The organism is Campylobacter sp. CFSAN093260 (assembly GCF_012890095.1).
Classification (GTDB): Bacteria; Campylobacterota; Campylobacteria; order Campylobacterales; family Campylobacteraceae; genus Campylobacter_D; species Campylobacter_D jejuni.
Genome location: NZ_CP040618.1, coordinates 1,281,846 through 1,298,273, shown reverse-complemented (window position 1 = coordinate 1,298,273; position 16,428 = coordinate 1,281,846). Strand labels below are relative to the sequence as shown.

Here is a 16,428-nt window from a genome sequence, read left to right as displayed (position 1 = left end):
ACTTGCCTTTTTTAAGGCAAGTTAAATTAAATTCTTATCTTTTAAAATCACATACATTCTTAAAGTTGATACAAAAAAAGTTAAAATCGCAGGACCTAGTATAATACCCCAAAAACCAAAGGTTGAAATTCCTGCTATCATGGCCAAGAAAATTAAAAGTTCGTTGATTTTAGTGGGAGTTTTTACAAGTTTTTTGTTGATCCATTTGATGATTAAAGGTTTGATTAAAGTATCTGCTATAAAAGAAATTACAATTACAGAATAAATAAAAATAACAAGAGCTGAGTTAAGATTGTTTGAGGCAAATTCATAAAGACTTACAGGCACATAAATTAAAGCTCCTCCTATAGCAGGTATGAGAGAACTTACAGCAAAAATTACTCCCATTAAAATTCCATCATAACCATAAAATATTGTGATTAAACCAAAAAGTGCACCTTGAAATATTGCTACAATTACCATAGAGTAAAGCACAACAGCCATAACATTACCCACTTCGCTTAAAACATCATCGAGTTCTTTTTTATCAATAGGAATGATGGATTTAAGATAGATAACAAGTTCTGTTCCATATAGATTTGCAAAGAAATAAAACACACAAATTAAAACCATATCTATAAGAAATTTAGCTCCTGATTTTGTAAAACTTGAAGCATAACTTAGAATTTGTTTAGAAATACTATTTAAATCTATAGAAGCTAAAAATTCTTTAATTTTAGGTTCTAAAAAATTAAAGCTTTCAGGCAAGGTGAATTGATAGTTTTTGACATAATCAAGTGTTTGTGTAACTAAATTAATATCAAAATTCTTTAAAGCTTTGGCAAGTTCTATCATAGCATAAACAAAAGGTGCAAAGAAAAGCAAAACCATACAAGCTGTTGTAAGAATGGAAGCTAAAAATTTATGTCCTTTAGTAAGATTTAAAAATTTTGCATTGATGTTTGAGGTAGCTACCGCCATTAAACTAGCTATGATAATTACAAGTAAAAAACCTTTAAAAAGGTAAAGTAAAAGAAATAAAATAACTAAAATAAAGCTTATAAGAAAGAATTTTCCATTTTGCAAAATTTACTCCTCAAATAAAGTTTTTTCATAGTTTAGTTTTAAAGCACTATAACTTTTTGCACTTGCTATACGCCCTTTTGCAGTGCGTTCTATATAGCCATTAGCTAGTAAATAAGGCTCGATTACATCTTCTATGGTATTTTCATCTTCACTTAAAGCCGCAGCAATACTTGCAAGTCCGATAGGTTTTTGTTTGGCAGCGGTTAAAAGTTCAAGATATCTTAAATCCATCGCATCAAAACCAAGCTCATTAACTCCTAAAGAATTTAAGGCCTCATTAGCTCTTTTTTCTGTGATAATCTCTTCATCATTAACATCGGCAAAATCTCTAACTCTTTTTAAAAGCCTTAGAGCTATTCTAGGAGTTGAACGACTTCTTTTAGCGATCTCAAGTGCGGCTTTTTCTTCGCAAGTTTTATTAAGTTTTAAAGCTGCTTTTTGCAAGATTAGGGCAAGTTCGCTATCTTTGTAAAATTCTAATCTAAATTGCATACCAAAACGATCACGTAAAGGATTGCTAAGCATACCTGCACGCGTTGTAGCCCCTATAAGAGTAAATTTTGGTAAATCGATTTTTATGGTTTGAGCAGCTGGACCACTACCTATGATAATATCAAGGCGGTAATCCTCCATTGCAGGGTAAAGCACTTCTTCGATAGCAGGACTTAAGCGATGAATTTCATCGATAAAAAGTATATCTCCTTCGCTAAGATTGGTTAAAATAGCGGCTAAATCTCCGCTTTTTTCTATCATAGGAGCGGCGGTTGTTTTGATATTTGCACCCATTTCATAGGAGATGATATTAGCTAGTGTTGTTTTTCCAAGTCCTGCAGGACCACTAAAAAGTATATGATCTAAACATTCATTGCGTTTTTTGGCTGCAGCTATAAAGATATTTAAATTTTTTTTAATGCTTTCTTGACCTATATAACCATCAAAATTTGAAGGACGCAACGAAGTTTCGTAAGTTTCATCAAAGGAGTATTTTTCTATTTCTACTATTCTATCCATATCTTTGCTTATATTTTGGAAAAATTAAAATAAGATTTTAGCTAAAATTTGCTAGAATTTACATTAAACTTTAATGATTATGGTTTAAAAATGGGAATTTTAACAAAATTAGAATTAGATTATGAAATTGACGATATAGAAAAATTTTTACAATTTTTTAGAACCATGTGCGATAGGTTTGAACCTTTAATCATCAAGCTTGGAAGCGATAGCGTGCGTTATAAAGAAGCCATAAAAGAGCTTGAAACTTTAGCACACAATACCGCTTGGGCAGCAAGACGCTTAAATCTTGAAGAAGTGACTGATTTTTGTGTATTTTGTGAAGAGATGATGGCGCAAGCAAATCGCTTTAATGGGCCTGCTAGTGATGAATTTACGGATTGGATGCTTTTGATGAGTGATCAGTTTGAAAAATATTGTCGTTCATATGAAAATGATGATTCTGTTTTAGCGGTTTTTAATCCTTTAATTGTTAATGTTCCAAATATTATTTCTAAATAAGGGAGCGACTTGGCTTCGACAGGAGTAAGTCTGCTTAGATGGCATGTCGCTTTGGGCAAAGCGTAAAAAGCCCAAATAAAATTAAACGCAAACAACGTTAAATTCGCTCCTGCTTACGCTAAAGCTGCGTAAGTTCAGTTGAGCCTGAAATTTAAGTCATACTATCTAGCTTAATTTTCGGTCATCTTTGATAGTGTAGCCTTGCGTTTGACAAGCGTTGAGGTGAAATAAAGTCTTAGCCTTGCTTTTGAGTTTTGGAAGATGAGCGAAGTAGGGTGAAGTAGTCATCTTTGCTAAGCATGTAGAGGTCTTTGTGGGATTATTTTTGGACAGGGGTTCGATTCCCCTCGCTTCCACCATCACGCTAATTTTAAGTAAATCATAAGTTTATTTCAAATTTTTAGAATTTTTTATATGAAGTTAAGATCGATTTATTACCCTTAAAACTTTGATATATTAAGTTTTATAATTTTTCATTAAAAATTTATAGTTTTATTTTTAAGCTTATTTTTAGGGGGTATAATTTTCCTTCAGTTTAAATTTATTGAAGGAGAAACTTATGAAGAAAAATGCTTCGAGCAAGATATTGCTAAGCTTAGGTGTAGCAACTTTGCTTTATTCAGGTGCTTTTGCGCAAGAAATCAATCTTACAGAGTCTTCAGATATAGGAAATTATTTTGAAGAAAATGGTAAGGATATCAATCTCAAAAATCCTGATAATTACAAAGGGCAAGATTTAAGTATCAAAATGAGTGTTTGGGATTTACCAAACGATGATTATGATAGCGCTGATTATCGATTTAACATTGGTATCGGCAAAAACAATACTTTAAGCTTTAAACACAATAATAGCGAACATCCTGCTTATGTAACAAATCTAAACGCTACTGCTAAAGAGGTTAAAACAACAGATATAGTTTTACAAGCTTTTGCACCTTCGGTGATTAATGGAGATTTAACTATGACTAGTTCATTAGATGAAGCCATTACCGAGGATGAAAAAAGGCTCGGGTATAATTCTTTATAATGGAACAGTTGAAGGAAAAAGTGCTAATGGTAGTTTAACTATAAATGGAAATTTTACTGCCGATAAAACTCTTTTTGCTACTTATGGAAATTTTGTTAAGGTAAATGGAGCTGCAAATCTTACAAATTCAAATTTTGGACTTATGAAACGCTCTTATACAGACTTAGAAGCAAATAATGTAGTAATAGTTCAAGCTAAAGATTTTAACAAAGATATCTTAGAAGAAAAATCAAATAATAACGCGGGTGCATTACTTTTAAAATTCGCAAGTGATTATATCTCAACCGATGTTCAAGGCAAAGATCCTTTGGAAGCAGGAACTATAATAGATATTAGCGATGAAGATAAATACGGCGATGGAGAAAAAGGCTTAGTAGATTATAAACTTAGCGTTCAAAACTGCGGTGGCAATAAATGCTTAGTGATCAATGGAGGTGCTACTGCAGCGGCTAAAGATAAGCTAGTTCAACTTCAAGTAGATATAGATACTATCGATAAATTGCTTGAAAATGAATTTGATTCCGATCAAGATGAAGAATGGGCAAAAGCCAAAGAAGCTCTTGAAAAACAAAAAACTGAACTTCAAACAATGTTAGAAGAAGCTGAGAAAAACGGCGGTAAAATCGATGATGAAAAATACATTGATTTAGTAAATAAAAATTCAAATTGAAATCTTAACTCTAATGATAAAGCTTCTATCCTAGCACTTCGTTCTATCACAGAACAATTAGGAAGTATAGGAGCAGATTTAGCAAGTAGAGAAGGTGTAAAACTAGCTTTAGATATCAAAAAAGATACAGACAATACAGGTAAATCTGTATCTAATCTAAATTCAGCTTCTAGTGCAGTAAATACCACTATGAATATTTCTAATGATGTTTCTATAGGTTCTCGTGTAGCAATGTTAAACAATCCTTTTGGAACTTATGCTTCTAAAATGAATGGCCTTAAATTTGCTGCTTTAGATAGCGATATGAGACCAAGCTATGTAAATGAATATACCAATAGTGTTTGGGCTAATGCTTTTGGTGGTGCTAACATTATCGATGGAGATAGTGGTGCAATGTATGGTGCTACTATAGGTGTAGATAAACAAGCTAATGATGATGTTTTATGGGGTGTTTATTTTACTTATGCAAATGCTAAAATCAAAGACAATAATCTAGAACAAAAAAGTGATAACTTCCAATTAGGTATGTATTCTACTATCAATATAGCTCCACAATGGGAACTTAATCTTAAAGCTTATGCTCAAGTTTCTCCAACTAAACAAGACAATGTTCAAATAGATGGTGCATATAACTCAGATTATACAAGTAAATTCTTAGGACTTAGTGCTAATGCAGGTCGTGTGTTTGACTTTAGTGATAATACTTTATTTATTAAACCTTTTGCGGGAGTAAATTATTATTTTAGTTATACTCCATCTCATACAGAAAATGGTGCTATTGCTAAAGATATTGATTCTATGAAAAACAATTCTGTAAGTATTGAAGTGGGTGCTGAATTTAGAAAATATATGAATGAAAACTCTTATATTTTTGTAACTCCAAAAATAGAACAATTTGTTATCAATAGTGGTGATGATTACACAGCTAACCTAGCTGTAAATAATGCTTTCTTTACTAGTGTAGAAGCTAACAACAAGAAAAAAACATACGGACAAATTATCGTAGGGGGTAATGTAGATTTTACAAATCAACTCAGTATGAATCTTGGCTTTGGTGCTAAACAAATACTAGCAGGTAAAGTAGATAATAAAAATGAAACTTACTTAAGTGGTCAAGTAGGACTTAAGTATAAATTTTAATCTTAAAAATCATTTCTAAATCTTTTTATAGTTTAGAAATAATTGTTTATTTCTATGGGAAATCTCCTAGGGCTTTATCTTAAAGCCCTTTTTTATAACAAACAAGTAAATAAGTCTTTAGAGTAAAAAACCCTAAAAACTTTTAGTTTTCTTTGAAAAGTTTGGAAGCTAAGTGCGTTGCACGACTTTGATCTGTATCTTTTTTAAGTGTTTTATAAATTTTACTTACATATTCTTCTAAGGTTTGTTGAGAATCTATGATTTTTTCAGAAGAAGGAATTTTTTCATATTCTCCATTATTTTTAAGCTTATAAGCTAAAACATTATCACTAAGTTGCAAGCGTAAAAATTGAGCTAATTTAGCTTTGCTTCTTTCATCATATATAGGAGTCATAAGTTCTAAACGGCGTTCTAAATTTCTTGGCATCCAATCTGCACTCGATATAAAATAATTTGGCTCACTATGTTTAAAATAAAATACTCTAGCATGTTCTAAGTATTTTCCTATGATGCTTCTAACGCGTATGTTTTTGCTGTATTCTTCATCAGGTTTTAAGCAACAAATTCCGCGTATGATAAGATCGATTTGCACTCCTTCCATACTTGCTTCATAAAGCGCTTGTATGATATCACTATCCACAAGAGAATTCATTTTAGCTACAATCACACCTTCATTTTTCTTGCTTGTTTCAATGCGTATCATTTCTAAAACTTTTTCTTTGATTTGATTTGGGCTCATTGAAAGAGTTTGAAGGCGACGATTTTTACTAAAGCCCGATAAGATGTGGAAAAAGCTTGTCGTATCTCTTGCAAATTCTGCTTTGCTTGTAAAATAACTCACATCAGTATAGATTTTAGCACTGCTTGCATTATAATTTCCTGTGCTTAAATGCATATAAAATTTAAGTTTATCTCCTTGTTTGCGTATGACTTGAGAAACCTTAGCGTGGACTTTAAAACCTGTAATGCCATAAATAACATGAGCTCCGGCATTTTCTAAAGCTTTCGCCCAATGAAGATTATTTTCTTCATCAAAGCGTGCTTTTAATTCTACCATCACAGTTACTTGTTTTCCATCACTTGCAGCATCAATTAAAGCTTGAACTATATTGGAATTTTTTTCAACTCTATAAAGTGTCATTCTTATGGAAATTACTTCAGGATCTTTGCTTGCTTCTTTGATAAATTTATAAACTGGATCAAAACTTTCAAAAGGTTGTATGATGAGTATATCTTCTTTTTCTACAGCGTCAAAAATAGATAAATTTTCATCAAAAGGTGGTAAAGTTTTAGGCGTGTAAAGTGGGCTTAAAAGATGCGTAAAGGTTTTATTTCCTGCGATTTGCCAAAGGCTAGGGAGATTGAGTAAAATAGAATATTCATAAACATCTTTATGAAAAATTTTCATGTGAGTATTAAGAAATTCTACGATTTGCTCATCTGCATCTTTTTGAATTTGCAATCTTACAAAAGCTCCTTTTCTGCGAAGTTTTAAGCCTTGTTCTAAAATCATCATAAAATCATCAGCTTCTTCCTCTTCTATTACCATATCTGCATTTCTAGTCACTCTAAATGCTGCTGAAGCTAAGAGTTTATAGCCTGGAAAAATTTCTTCTGCGTGTTGATGGACTATACTTTCTATAGGAACATAAATATTTGCACTTACTTCATAAAAACGAGGTAAAACTCTTGGAATTCTAATCATTCCAAATTTTACAAGTTCAGGATGCGCTTTATCGCAAATTTTAACCGCTAGTGAAAAAGATAAGTTGTTTAAATGCGGAAAAGGGTGAGTAGCATCAACAGCTATTGGAACAATAACAGGAAAAATATTGGAGAAAAAATACTCATCACATTTTTGTTTTAAATTTTCATCTAAATTCTCATAATGTTTTATGAAAAGATTTTCTTTTTCTAATTCACTTGTGATTTCATTAAAATAACGCTCCAAAAGCTCTTTTTCTTGGTGTAAGTATTTGCGTATGGCTTTTAATTGTTGCAACGGTGTCATTTCATCGCTACTGCTTGCATTAACTCCAGCTGAAAAAAGTTGTTTTAAGCCTGCGACGCGTATCATATAAAATTCATCTAAATTAGTGCAATATATAGCTATAAATTTTAATTTTTCTAACAAGGGTAAATTTTTAGAACATTGGTCTAAAACACGAGAATTAAAGCGAAGCCAAGAAAGTTCGCGATTGATAAACATATCAGGACTTGTTTGCATTAATTTTTCCTTTTTTAGTTGTATTTTATCATTTATTTTGAAATTATTGAATAAAAGTTTTAAATTTTTTAGGTTAATTAAGAGTAAATATATCTTTAAAATTATATTAAATTCATCTATGTTAAAATTAAAAAATTTATTTCTGGGAAATTCTGTGACATTGTTGTTTCATTGAAGATTTTAAGAAATGATAATTTTAAGGAGGAAAATTTTGAAGAAAACTTCGAATCTTTTTACTATTTTTCTTGTTTTGCTTTTTGTTTTCTTTGCGGTTGGGTTTTATACTTTTTATAACGCTAAGGGCACATCTTATTTAAGCAATGCAAGTGAATCTTGTAATAACTGCCATATTATGAATGAAGTTTATAACGAATACATGGCAGGACCACACTCTCAAAAAGTCAAAGGCGAACCAAGAGCAACTTGTGTGGATTGTCATTTGCCACATAATTTTGTAGCTAAGTGGATAGCTAAAGCGCAAAGTGGTTTAGGACATGCTTATGCTTTTACTTTTAAACTTGATAAGTTGCCTACAAATTTGAGTGCGACTGAAAAAAGCAGAAAAATGGTGCAAGAAAACTGCATACGCTGTCATGCAGATTTTGCTCAAACAGCTATCAATGCTACAACAAATCCACATGCAGACAAGTCATTAAATTGTGCTTCTTGTCATAAAGATGTTGGACATAAACACGGAATTTAATAAGGAGAAGATGAATGAAAAAAAATATTTTACGCTTGGGTATTGTTGTTTTGGTTTTACTTATAGTGGGAGTTTTATGGCTAAATAATGATATCAATCAAAAAAAAGAAGATGAAGCAAATAAAAATGCCATTGCAGCAAATGCTGATTTTTCTTTGCTTAGTGATGATGATCCAAATTTTGAAAAATGGGGTAAGGTTTTTCCAGAGCAGCTAAAAATGTATTTAACAGTTGAAAAAGAAGAGCCTAAAGCTACTGAATTTGGTGGTAATTTAGCTTATTCAAAATTAATTCGCTTTCCTCAATTAACCATACTTTGGGCAGGATATCCTTTTAGTCTTGATTTCAATGAAGAAAGAGGGCATTTTTGGGTTCAAGTAGATCAAATGAAAACAGCAAGAAACAACAAAGATTTTCTTAATGCTCACGGCCTTGCTGCTTTTAAAGGCCAGCCCGCAGCTTGTATGAATTGTCATAGTGGATGGACTCCATGGCTTATAAAAAATGTTGCTAAAGGAGATTTTACTGCTTTTAACTCTACAAATTATTGGACTATGATTAAAAATATCCCAGCCGTTGATGGTATAGTGGAAAATTCACCTGAACATGCAGGTCCACATGGTGGTAAAAGAATGGGTGTAACTTGTGCAGATTGTCACAATCCAAATGATATGAGTTTAAGACTTACTCGTCCAGCAGCTATTAATGCTTTAGTTTCTAGAGGATATGAAAAAGATCCAGTGCAAGGCGTAAAAGCTACAAGAGAAGAAATGAGAACTTTAGTTTGCTCTCAATGCCATGTTGAATACTATTTTAAACCAACAGGGGAAAAAGTAAAAGTAATGGGTGAAACTATTGTAGATGATAGTTCTAAAAAATGGTGGAATGGAACTCAGAAAAATTATGATGAGTATGAATTTTGGAGAGATGGTAATAAAGCTAAAGAGATTGAAACCGATGGTATAGTTTTAACTTTTCCTTGGAGTGAGTGGAAAAAAGGGCAACCATTTAGAATTGAAATGTTAGATGATTATTATGATAAAGTTCGTGGAGTATTTGGAGCTGATTTTATTCATAAATTAACAGGGGCACAAATTATTAAAATTCAACACCCAGAAAGTGAACTTTATAGTGGCGGTGTGCATGCTGTAAATGGAGTAAGTTGCGTGGATTGTCATATGCCTTATGTTAGAGAAGGGGCTAAAAAGGTTACTCAACACAATATCACCTCTCCTTTAAGAGATATTAACTCTGCTTGCAAGTCTTGTCATAAACAAAGCGAAGATTATTTAAAAGCTCAAGTGCTTGACATACAAAATAGCGTTGCGCATGATCAAAGAACGGCAGAGTATGCAATTGTTAGTTTGATTATGGATACTAAAAAACTACGTGATGAACTAGGCAATATGGAAAAATTCCAAAGCGATGGAAAAGCTGATGCGAAAAAAATTAGCGAAGAGCTAAAAGAAGTTTTAGAACTTCATCGTAAAGCTCAAATGAGAGCAGATTTTGTTAATGCTGAAAACTCAACTGGTTTTCATAATCCTCGCGAAGCTTCAAGAATGTTATTGCAAGCTGTTGATATGGCAAGAATGGGACAAACTAAACTTGTAGAAATTGCAGCGGCAAATGGAATTAAAGATTTTAAAACTTCAAATTTAGGTTTTGAAGATATTCAAAAATTTAATCCAGGAGAGCTTTATTATAAAGTAGATGTTAATAATCATAAAGCTGGAGAGCGTTACTATGCAGATGAAAAAGATGTTAATGGCAATCCTCCAAAAGAACTTTTAGAGCATGATAAAGAGCTTGCTCCTTATAATTATCAAGTGATTGATAAAAAATAATTCTTAAGCCCTATAATCATAGGGCTTTTTCTTTTCTTTGTTTTAAAAAATATAAACTTTTTATTTAAAATTCACTTTTGCTTCACTTTGTTTTGTCAAAATATCACAAATTTTGATAATCAAAAAGGAGTTAAAATGATCAATAAAAATAAATTGTTTAGACAGGTTCATATCTATCTTAGTTTGTTCTTTTTGCCTTGTGCTTTGCTTTTTGCTTTAACGGGTATAGCGTATATTTTTGGTATTAATCAAGATGTGGGCTTAAAAGTTGAGCAGTATCAATTGTCAAAAGTTATAGAAAGTGGTAAAGAAAGAGAAGCTTTAATAGAGTTTTTAAAAACAAATGGTTTAAAAGTACCATCTAATACAGATATCATTAAAAGTAAAGATAAAGGTATAACAATAGGTGGAACTCATTATAGTGCTAATATAACTCAAAAATCTACTAATGAATACAATATTACCTTAAAAACAAGATCTTTACTTGGCGATATGATTATGCTTCATAAAGATAAGGGTGCTTGGTATTTTTCTGTGCTTAGTGTAGGCTTTGGTATTACTTTATTTATGCTTTATATTTCAGGGCTTATGATTACTTTGTTTGCAAATAAAAAAGATAGAAGTAAGCAATTTGCAGTTCTTGGAGTAGGGGTTGTTGTAACTTTGCTTTTGGCTTATCTTAGCCTTTGATTTTTCCTAGCTTTTTAAGCTAGGTATTATTTATTTTTTTGTATAATCATACTTTACTTTATTGGACAGATGGGTGAGTGGCTGAAACCACACCCCTGCTAAGGGTGCAGATCTTAACGGGTCTCGAGGGTTCAAATCCCTCTCTGTCCGCCACTAAAACTTTCTTGAAAATCCCAAGTATTTTATTAAGTATCGAAGCAAGAGACTAGCCCTTGCGAAGTTATATTATTTTACAGCGTTTTTGATTTCTAAAATCATAGTTTTTAAAGACTCTAGTCCATTTCCACTTGCTAAATACCAGTATTCTGGATCAAGATAGATGATTTTTTTGTTTTGTGCTGCTTTGGTTTTAGCGACAAGCACATTATCGAGTATGCCTTGAGCGCGTTCTTTGTTGCCTACGATGACATTTCTATCAACAACAAAAATATAATCAGGATTTTTTTCTAATATAAATTCAGAGTTGATACTTTTTCCGTGTGTGCCTACTTTTATATTCTCATCTACTGCATTAATCCCTAAAACATCGTGAATAATCCCAAAGCGAGATTGAGGACCAAAGGCTGAAATTTTGTTAGAATTTGTAAGAATGATAAGAGCTTTTTTATCTTCATCAACTATACTTTTGGCTTTTTCAATTTCATTTTTAATATCTGAAATTTTTTCTAAAGCTTCTTTTTCTAAACCATAAAGTTTTGCAACGCTTAAGACATTGTTTTCAAAAGAGCTTAAAAAATTTGCATTATCAAGACCTACAAATAAAGTTGGAGCTATTTCTTTTAACTTATCATAAAATTTACTTTGGCGTCCAGAAATGATGATAAGATCAGGTTTTAAAGCATCAATGGCTTCAAAATCAACTTGTTGTACTCCACCTACACTAGGTTTGTTTTTAAATTGTTGTAGGTATTTTGGTAAATTTTTAGCAGGAACGCCAACGACTTTATCATTTAATTTTAAAGCATCAAAAGTATCTAAAATTCCAAGATCTAAGATCACTACCTTAGAAGGATTTTTAGGGATTTTATTTTCTCCTAGACTATCCTTCACTAAAAAACTATCACCCTCATCGCTCATACTAATAGGCAAAACTTTCACCGTAGCAGTGTTGGTTTTTGTTGTAGAACTTGCGTTGTTTTCATTTGAGTTTGAATTACAAGCTGTTAAGATTAGACTTAAAAAAAATGCAAAAAATGCAAAAACTAAAGATTTTTTCATATTTTCTCCTTTTTAAAAATAAATACAAATTTTCTTACCATTAATTTGACTTACGGGTATATCCATATCATAAATTTGTTTTAAATTTTCTTGATTGATGATTTCATCTTTTGAGCCTTGTTTTAAAAGCTTCCCATCTTTTAAGGCTATGATTTCATCAGAATAAATCGAAGCAAAATTAATATCATGTAATACAACAGCTATACTTTTGTTAAAGTCTTTGACTAAATTTTTCATTAGTTGCATGATTTGTACGCTATGCTTCATATCAAGATTGTTCAAAGGTTCATCAAACATTATAAATTCAGTATCCTGAGCGATGATCATGGCTATAAAAGCTCTTTGCTTTTGTCCCCCGCTTAATGTATCTAAAAATTCATTTCTTAAGTTGTTAAGTTCCATGTATTCTAAAGCTTCATTGATTTTGATTTTATCGTTTGTATTAAGTCTTCCTTGAGAATGCGGAAAACGCCCAAAAGCGACTAATTCTTCAACTTTTAATCTTAAATTGATATTGTTTTGTTGCTTGAGAATGGAAATTTTTTGTGCTAAGATTTGCTCTTTATAATTTTTTAAATTCATTCCATCGATATAAATTTCTCCACTACTAGGTTTTATCAAACGACTTGCTAGAGCTAAAAGAGTGGATTTTCCAGCGCCATTGGCTCCTATTATAGAAGTGATTTTGCCTTTATGAAAATCAAGGCTAAGATCTGAAATAATGACTTTATTATCATAAAATTTGGTGATATTTTTTAGTTTAATCATAATTTATTACCCTTTAATACAAGATAGATAAAATATATCCCACCTAAGAAATTAATAACCACGCTTATAGTGGCATTATAATCAAAAACTCTAGAGACAAAAAACACCCCTCCAAGTAAAGCCAAAATACTAATAAGTATACAAGCGCTTAGCAAAATACTATGCTTTGCAGTTTTAAATAGCTCATAAGTGATATTTACCACCAAAAGCCCTAAAAAGGTTATAGGACCTACAAGTGCGGTGCTAATAGAAGTTAAAATAGCTATAATAATCATTAATTGTTTTGAAATTTTTTGATAATTTATCCCTAAATTTATCGCTAAATCTTTGCCTAAATTTAAAGGATCTAAAAATTTCATATAGCGAAAAATCCATATAAAACTTAAAAAGCTAATAATATAAGCAAGAATTAAAACATCAAAAGCAATATTATCAAAACTAGCAAACATTCTTCCTTGTATTACCATGAATTCATCAGGGTCGATTAGCACTTCAAAAAAAGAGCTTAAAGTGCTAAAAAGTGTCCCAAAAACTAAGCCTAAAAGCATGATAAGATAAATACTTCTATCGCTACTAAATAAAATTTTATAAAGTCCTAGTGAAAAAACCACCATACAAACTAGAGTGATTAAAAAATTGATATCGTTTTTATAAACACTTAAATTAGCTGCACCAAAAGAAAAGATAAGAGCACTTTGAAGTAACATATATAAAGAATCTAATCCTATGATGGCAGGGGTTAGAATTTTGTTATTGCATAAAGTTTGAAAGATTACTGTTGAAACAGCGATACAAATAGCTACTATGATAATAGCTGCAATTTGTAAAAAACGACTTTTTAAGGCATACTCATCAAAGCCATTTAAATCCACAAGTATAAAAATCCCTATCATACCAAGTGTTAAAAAGCTTAAAATCAGCATTTTTTTACGCATAAGCTTTCCTTTTTAGCAAAAGAAAGATAAAGATTAAAGATCCTAAAACACCTGTAGTGATACTTAAAGGCATTTCAAAAGGAAAGATGACAAGTCTTGAAATGATATCGCAAACAAGTAAAAACAAAGCTCCACAAAGTGCTATATAGATAAGATTTTTTCTAAGATTATCACCTAGATAAAGAGCTACTAAATTTGGGATAATTAGCCCTAAAAAAGGGATAATTCCAACGCTTACAATCACTAAGCTAGTGATAATGCTTACAATCATCAAGCCTAAAAATAATATCCCATTATAAGAAATTCCAAGATTTAAAGCTATATCTTCGCCCATGCCAACTATGGTGATTTTATGAGCTAAAAAATAAGCAAGTATAAAAAGTGGTAAAGAAATGTAGAGCAATTCATAATTTCCCTGCATAACATTTGCCATACTGCCTTGTAGCCAACCTTGGATATTTTGTATATAATTTAAAGCATAGGCAAAAAAAGTGGTTATAGCACTAATAATACCTCCAAACATCAAGCCTATCAAAGGTACAAAAATCACATCTTTGAGTTTGATTTTTCTTAAAATTTGGATAAATATAAAAGAACCCAAAAGTGCAAATATAGAAGCAATGATAGCTTGAGTGAAAAAAGACGCTCCAGTAAAAAATATTAAAGAAATAAGTATGCCAAATTTAGCACAATCCATGGTCCCTGCTGTAGTTGGGGAAACGAATTTATTTTGCGTGAGTTGTTGCATGATAAGCCCACATATACTAAGACTCATTCCTGTGAGTAAAATTGCTATAAGTCTAGGAATTCTTGTGAGAGTTATGATTTCTAGTTGAGTGGAGTTAAGATTAAGAATATCTTTTACATTGATACTGATAACTCCTATAAATAAACTTATCATTCCAAAGAATAAAAGTAAAGCTATAAGCACTTTTAAACTCAATATATGCTTAAAAAACAAATCTTTCCTTATAGTAATAATAATTATCAAAAATGAAATTGTAATGAAATTTGTTTTAAGAAATGATAAAACTACAAAGGATATTTTAGTAAGAAATCAAAAATCCAGTGGAAAGTCTTTGCAAGTGTTTGTTATAGTCTATAAGGCTTTCTCCATAGCCATTAAAGTATTGTAAATACCAATAAATTCCGTTATTAAAAATATCATATCCTAGATCAACTTGTATAGCGCCTTTGTTATTGTGGAATTTAAGATTATTTCTTAGCATAAGATTGATAAAATAATCATCACCTAAATACGCTAAATTCACATCAAAATTTCCCATATAATGCAAGATGGCAGGATTATCATCATCTTTTTTGTTTTCAGGAATTCTATACCAAAGGCGTGGAACAAATAAAAATTTATTATATAAAATAGCAGTAGATACATAAATTCTATTCCATGAGCGAGATTGTAAATTCTCATCTCCCTTGCCATTGCTTTCATGCAATATACCTACGCGTAGATTGTTAAAAAATTCATAATCTTTAAGATATAAAGGAAGATCTATAAAAAATTCTGGTTGATAGTTGGTTTCTCTAAAAGGAGAAGAATGCTCATAAATTTGCCACCAAGAAGTTTGAGTATAGGCTATATAATATTTTTCATCTAGTCCTAGTAAATTTTCAAAAAGTCTTTTTTTAACACTAAGTTGGAATTTCGCCTCACTCTTATTATTATTTACTCCTAAAGAATTAAAACTATAAGCAAAAGGTAAAAAATAATTCATCTTATAAGAGCTAATGCCAAGGGGATTAAAGCTTTCATTTTCACCAAGATAATTAGCCAAAGCTAAGCGAGAAAAGTCTTGTTTTTCTTCTTTTTTTATAGTGATAGAATTTTGCATTTGTGTTGCTTCACTTGAGTTATTTTGTTCTTGAGAAATCAAAACAGATGAATTTTTTAAAGCGAGTTTTTTGTAAATTTCCATAGCTTTTTTATAATCGCCTTGTTTTTCATACTCTAAAGCTTGTTGTAAATCACTAGCCCATATAAAAACGCATAAGCTTAAAAATAAAGCAATTTTTCTCATTTTAACTTGCTTTTAAATTTTTCATATTCTTCATAAAAATTAAGATTTAAAAAAGCATCTTCATCTTCAAATTCTACAATTTTGGTTTTAATCTCAGAAAATAAAAGTCCTATTTTTTGTTCATTTTTTTCTAAGAAATTTTTACAAGTTTGAGCTAAAGAGCTGTGATAAAAGCCACATAAGGGATGTTTATGCAAAGGGGTTTTTGCTATGATTATTTTATAGTTTTGTTCTAAAAAAGGAAGCATTTTTAAAAGTTCATTTTCACCTACTTTAGGACTATCTACACTTAAAACAAAAACAAATTCATTTTTAAAATTTGAAAGTATAGAGTAAAGCGCAAGCATAGGAGAGTAAACTTCAAATTCTAAAGAATCTTTTATCAAGCTAAAATGGTTTTCAAATTTGTCTTCTTTCGCACTCACATAGACATTTTTAAAAATTTTAGAAAATTTATCTACTTGAAATTGAGTTAAATTTTGATTTTTAAGAATCAATTTGCTTTTATCTTGTCCCATACGGCTAGATTTACCACCACATAAAATCACGCAATTTAGCTCATTAAGCTGCACAAATTTCCTTTTTAATGT

General features: G+C 30.9%; 16 protein-coding genes, 1 tRNA gene and 1 other RNA gene. 9 read left to right on the top strand and 9 right to left on the bottom strand.

The window, feature by feature from the left end; all coding sequences use genetic code 11:
- Positions 1 to 21 precede the first annotated feature (21 nt).
- Positions 22 to 1,065, bottom strand: a complete 1,044-nt coding sequence (locus tag FBF22_RS06610) for an AI-2E family transporter (RefSeq protein WP_002859651.1) — start codon at positions 1,063 to 1,065, stop codon at positions 22 to 24.
- Between the two features lie 3 nt (positions 1,066 to 1,068).
- A complete protein-coding gene (gene ruvB / locus FBF22_RS06605; RefSeq protein ID WP_002859650.1) occupies positions 1,069 to 2,076 on the bottom strand; it encodes a Holliday junction branch migration DNA helicase RuvB in 1,008 nt (335 codons plus the stop codon).
- Between the two features lie 90 nt (positions 2,077 to 2,166).
- Here ruvB and FBF22_RS06600 point away from each other — a divergent pair, with 90 nt between their 5' ends.
- From FBF22_RS06600 to FBF22_RS08630, 5 genes are all read left to right on the top strand, one after another.
- Entirely contained in the window at positions 2,167 to 2,577 is a 411-nt protein-coding gene (locus tag FBF22_RS06600) for a hypothetical protein (RefSeq protein WP_002783915.1), read from the top strand.
- Positions 2,578 to 2,936: a transfer-messenger RNA gene (gene ssrA / locus FBF22_RS06595) on the top strand.
- A 200-nt stretch (positions 2,937 to 3,136) separates the two neighbouring features.
- Positions 3,137 to 3,604 (top strand): hypothetical protein, encoded by a 468-nt coding sequence (locus FBF22_RS08640; protein ID WP_002860417.1) that lies wholly within the window; start codon positions 3,137 to 3,139, stop codon positions 3,602 to 3,604.
- Positions 3,573 to 4,274, top strand: a complete 702-nt coding sequence (locus tag FBF22_RS08635) for a hypothetical protein (RefSeq protein WP_002902430.1) — start codon at positions 3,573 to 3,575, stop codon at positions 4,272 to 4,274. The genes FBF22_RS08640 and FBF22_RS08635 overlap by 32 nt, the downstream gene beginning before the upstream one ends.
- A gap of 189 nt (positions 4,275 to 4,463) precedes the next feature.
- Complete coding sequence (locus FBF22_RS08630) at positions 4,464 to 5,414, top strand: autotransporter outer membrane beta-barrel domain-containing protein (RefSeq protein ID WP_002934884.1); 951 nt, start codon at positions 4,464 to 4,466, stop codon at positions 5,412 to 5,414.
- 142 nt (positions 5,415 to 5,556) lie between these two features.
- On the opposite strand, the gene FBF22_RS06585 is transcribed toward FBF22_RS08630, so the two are convergent.
- Positions 5,557 to 7,665, bottom strand: a complete 2,109-nt coding sequence (locus FBF22_RS06585; protein WP_223209795.1) for an RNA degradosome polyphosphate kinase — start codon at positions 7,663 to 7,665, stop codon at positions 5,557 to 5,559.
- A gap of 163 nt (positions 7,666 to 7,828) precedes the next feature.
- Between FBF22_RS06585 and nrfH the strand changes: the two genes are divergently transcribed.
- From nrfH to FBF22_RS06565, 4 genes are all read left to right on the top strand, one after another.
- Entirely contained in the window at positions 7,829 to 8,344 is a 516-nt protein-coding gene (nrfH, locus tag FBF22_RS06580; protein ID WP_050552387.1) for a cytochrome c nitrite reductase small subunit, read from the top strand.
- A 14-nt stretch (positions 8,345 to 8,358) separates the two neighbouring features.
- The gene (locus FBF22_RS06575) at positions 8,359 to 10,191 is read left to right on the top strand and encodes an ammonia-forming cytochrome c nitrite reductase subunit c552 (protein WP_002884168.1); all 1,833 of its coding nucleotides are present in this window, start codon (positions 8,359 to 8,361) and stop codon (positions 10,189 to 10,191) included.
- Positions 10,192 to 10,326: 135 nt separating this feature from the next.
- Entirely contained in the window at positions 10,327 to 10,881 is a 555-nt protein-coding gene (locus FBF22_RS06570) for a membrane protein (RefSeq protein WP_002884169.1), read from the top strand.
- Positions 10,882 to 10,944: 63 nt separating this feature from the next.
- Positions 10,945 to 11,034, top strand: a tRNA-Ser gene (locus FBF22_RS06565).
- A gap of 72 nt (positions 11,035 to 11,106) precedes the next feature.
- On the opposite strand, the gene ceuB is transcribed toward FBF22_RS06565, so the two are convergent.
- The 6 genes from ceuB to FBF22_RS06535 form a co-directional block, all read right to left on the bottom strand.
- Positions 11,107 to 12,099, bottom strand: a complete 993-nt coding sequence (gene ceuB / locus FBF22_RS06560; protein WP_002867307.1) for an enterochelin ABC transporter substrate-binding protein CeuB — start codon at positions 12,097 to 12,099, stop codon at positions 11,107 to 11,109.
- 12 nt (positions 12,100 to 12,111) lie between these two features.
- On the bottom strand, positions 12,112 to 12,867 hold the full coding sequence (locus tag FBF22_RS06555) for an ABC transporter ATP-binding protein (RefSeq protein WP_052786822.1): 756 nt from the start codon (positions 12,865 to 12,867) through the stop codon (positions 12,112 to 12,114).
- Positions 12,864 to 13,802 carry an iron chelate uptake ABC transporter family permease subunit gene (locus tag FBF22_RS06550; protein WP_002884174.1) on the bottom strand — a complete coding sequence of 313 codons (939 nt, stop codon included), beginning with the start codon at positions 13,800 to 13,802 and terminating at the stop codon, positions 12,864 to 12,866. The genes FBF22_RS06555 and FBF22_RS06550 overlap by 4 nt, the downstream gene beginning before the upstream one ends.
- Complete coding sequence (locus tag FBF22_RS06545; RefSeq protein WP_002882700.1) at positions 13,795 to 14,763, bottom strand: ABC transporter permease; 969 nt, start codon at positions 14,761 to 14,763, stop codon at positions 13,795 to 13,797. Before FBF22_RS06545 ends, FBF22_RS06550 begins: the two co-directional genes overlap by 8 nt.
- Positions 14,764 to 14,848: 85 nt before the next feature.
- Positions 14,849 to 15,838, bottom strand: coding sequence for a phospholipase A (locus tag FBF22_RS06540; protein WP_002860788.1), 990 nt, complete (start codon positions 15,836 to 15,838; stop codon positions 14,849 to 14,851).
- Complete coding sequence (locus FBF22_RS06535; RefSeq protein WP_002884175.1) at positions 15,835 to 16,410, bottom strand: molybdenum cofactor guanylyltransferase; 576 nt, start codon at positions 16,408 to 16,410, stop codon at positions 15,835 to 15,837. The genes FBF22_RS06540 and FBF22_RS06535 overlap by 4 nt, the downstream gene beginning before the upstream one ends.
- Between the last annotated feature and the right edge of the window lie 18 nt (positions 16,411 to 16,428).

Coding starts and splice junctions, on each gene's coding strand:
- ruvB (WP_002859650.1), bottom strand. CDS start 2,076: ATGGATAGAATAGTAGAAATAGAAAAATACTCCTTTGATGAAACTTAC.
- FBF22_RS06600 (WP_002783915.1), top strand. CDS start 2,167: ATGGGAATTTTAACAAAATTAGAATTAGATTATGAAATTGACGATATA.
- FBF22_RS08640 (WP_002860417.1), top strand. CDS start 3,137: ATGAAGAAAAATGCTTCGAGCAAGATATTGCTAAGCTTAGGTGTAGCA.
- FBF22_RS08635 (WP_002902430.1), top strand. CDS start 3,573: ATGAAAAAAGGCTCGGGTATAATTCTTTATAATGGAACAGTTGAAGGA.
- FBF22_RS08630 (WP_002934884.1), top strand. CDS start 4,464: ATGAATATTTCTAATGATGTTTCTATAGGTTCTCGTGTAGCAATGTTA.
- nrfH (WP_050552387.1), top strand. CDS start 7,829: ATGATAATTTTAAGGAGGAAAATTTTGAAGAAAACTTCGAATCTTTTT.
- FBF22_RS06575 (WP_002884168.1), top strand. CDS start 8,359: ATGAAAAAAAATATTTTACGCTTGGGTATTGTTGTTTTGGTTTTACTT.
- FBF22_RS06570 (WP_002884169.1), top strand. CDS start 10,327: ATGATCAATAAAAATAAATTGTTTAGACAGGTTCATATCTATCTTAGT.
- ceuB (WP_002867307.1), bottom strand. CDS start 12,099: ATGAAAAAATCTTTAGTTTTTGCATTTTTTGCATTTTTTTTAAGTCTA.
- FBF22_RS06555 (WP_052786822.1), bottom strand. CDS start 12,867: ATGATTAAACTAAAAAATATCACCAAATTTTATGATAATAAAGTCATT.
- FBF22_RS06550 (WP_002884174.1), bottom strand. CDS start 13,802: ATGCGTAAAAAAATGCTGATTTTAAGCTTTTTAACACTTGGTATGATA.
- FBF22_RS06540 (WP_002860788.1), bottom strand. CDS start 15,838: ATGAGAAAAATTGCTTTATTTTTAAGCTTATGCGTTTTTATATGGGCT.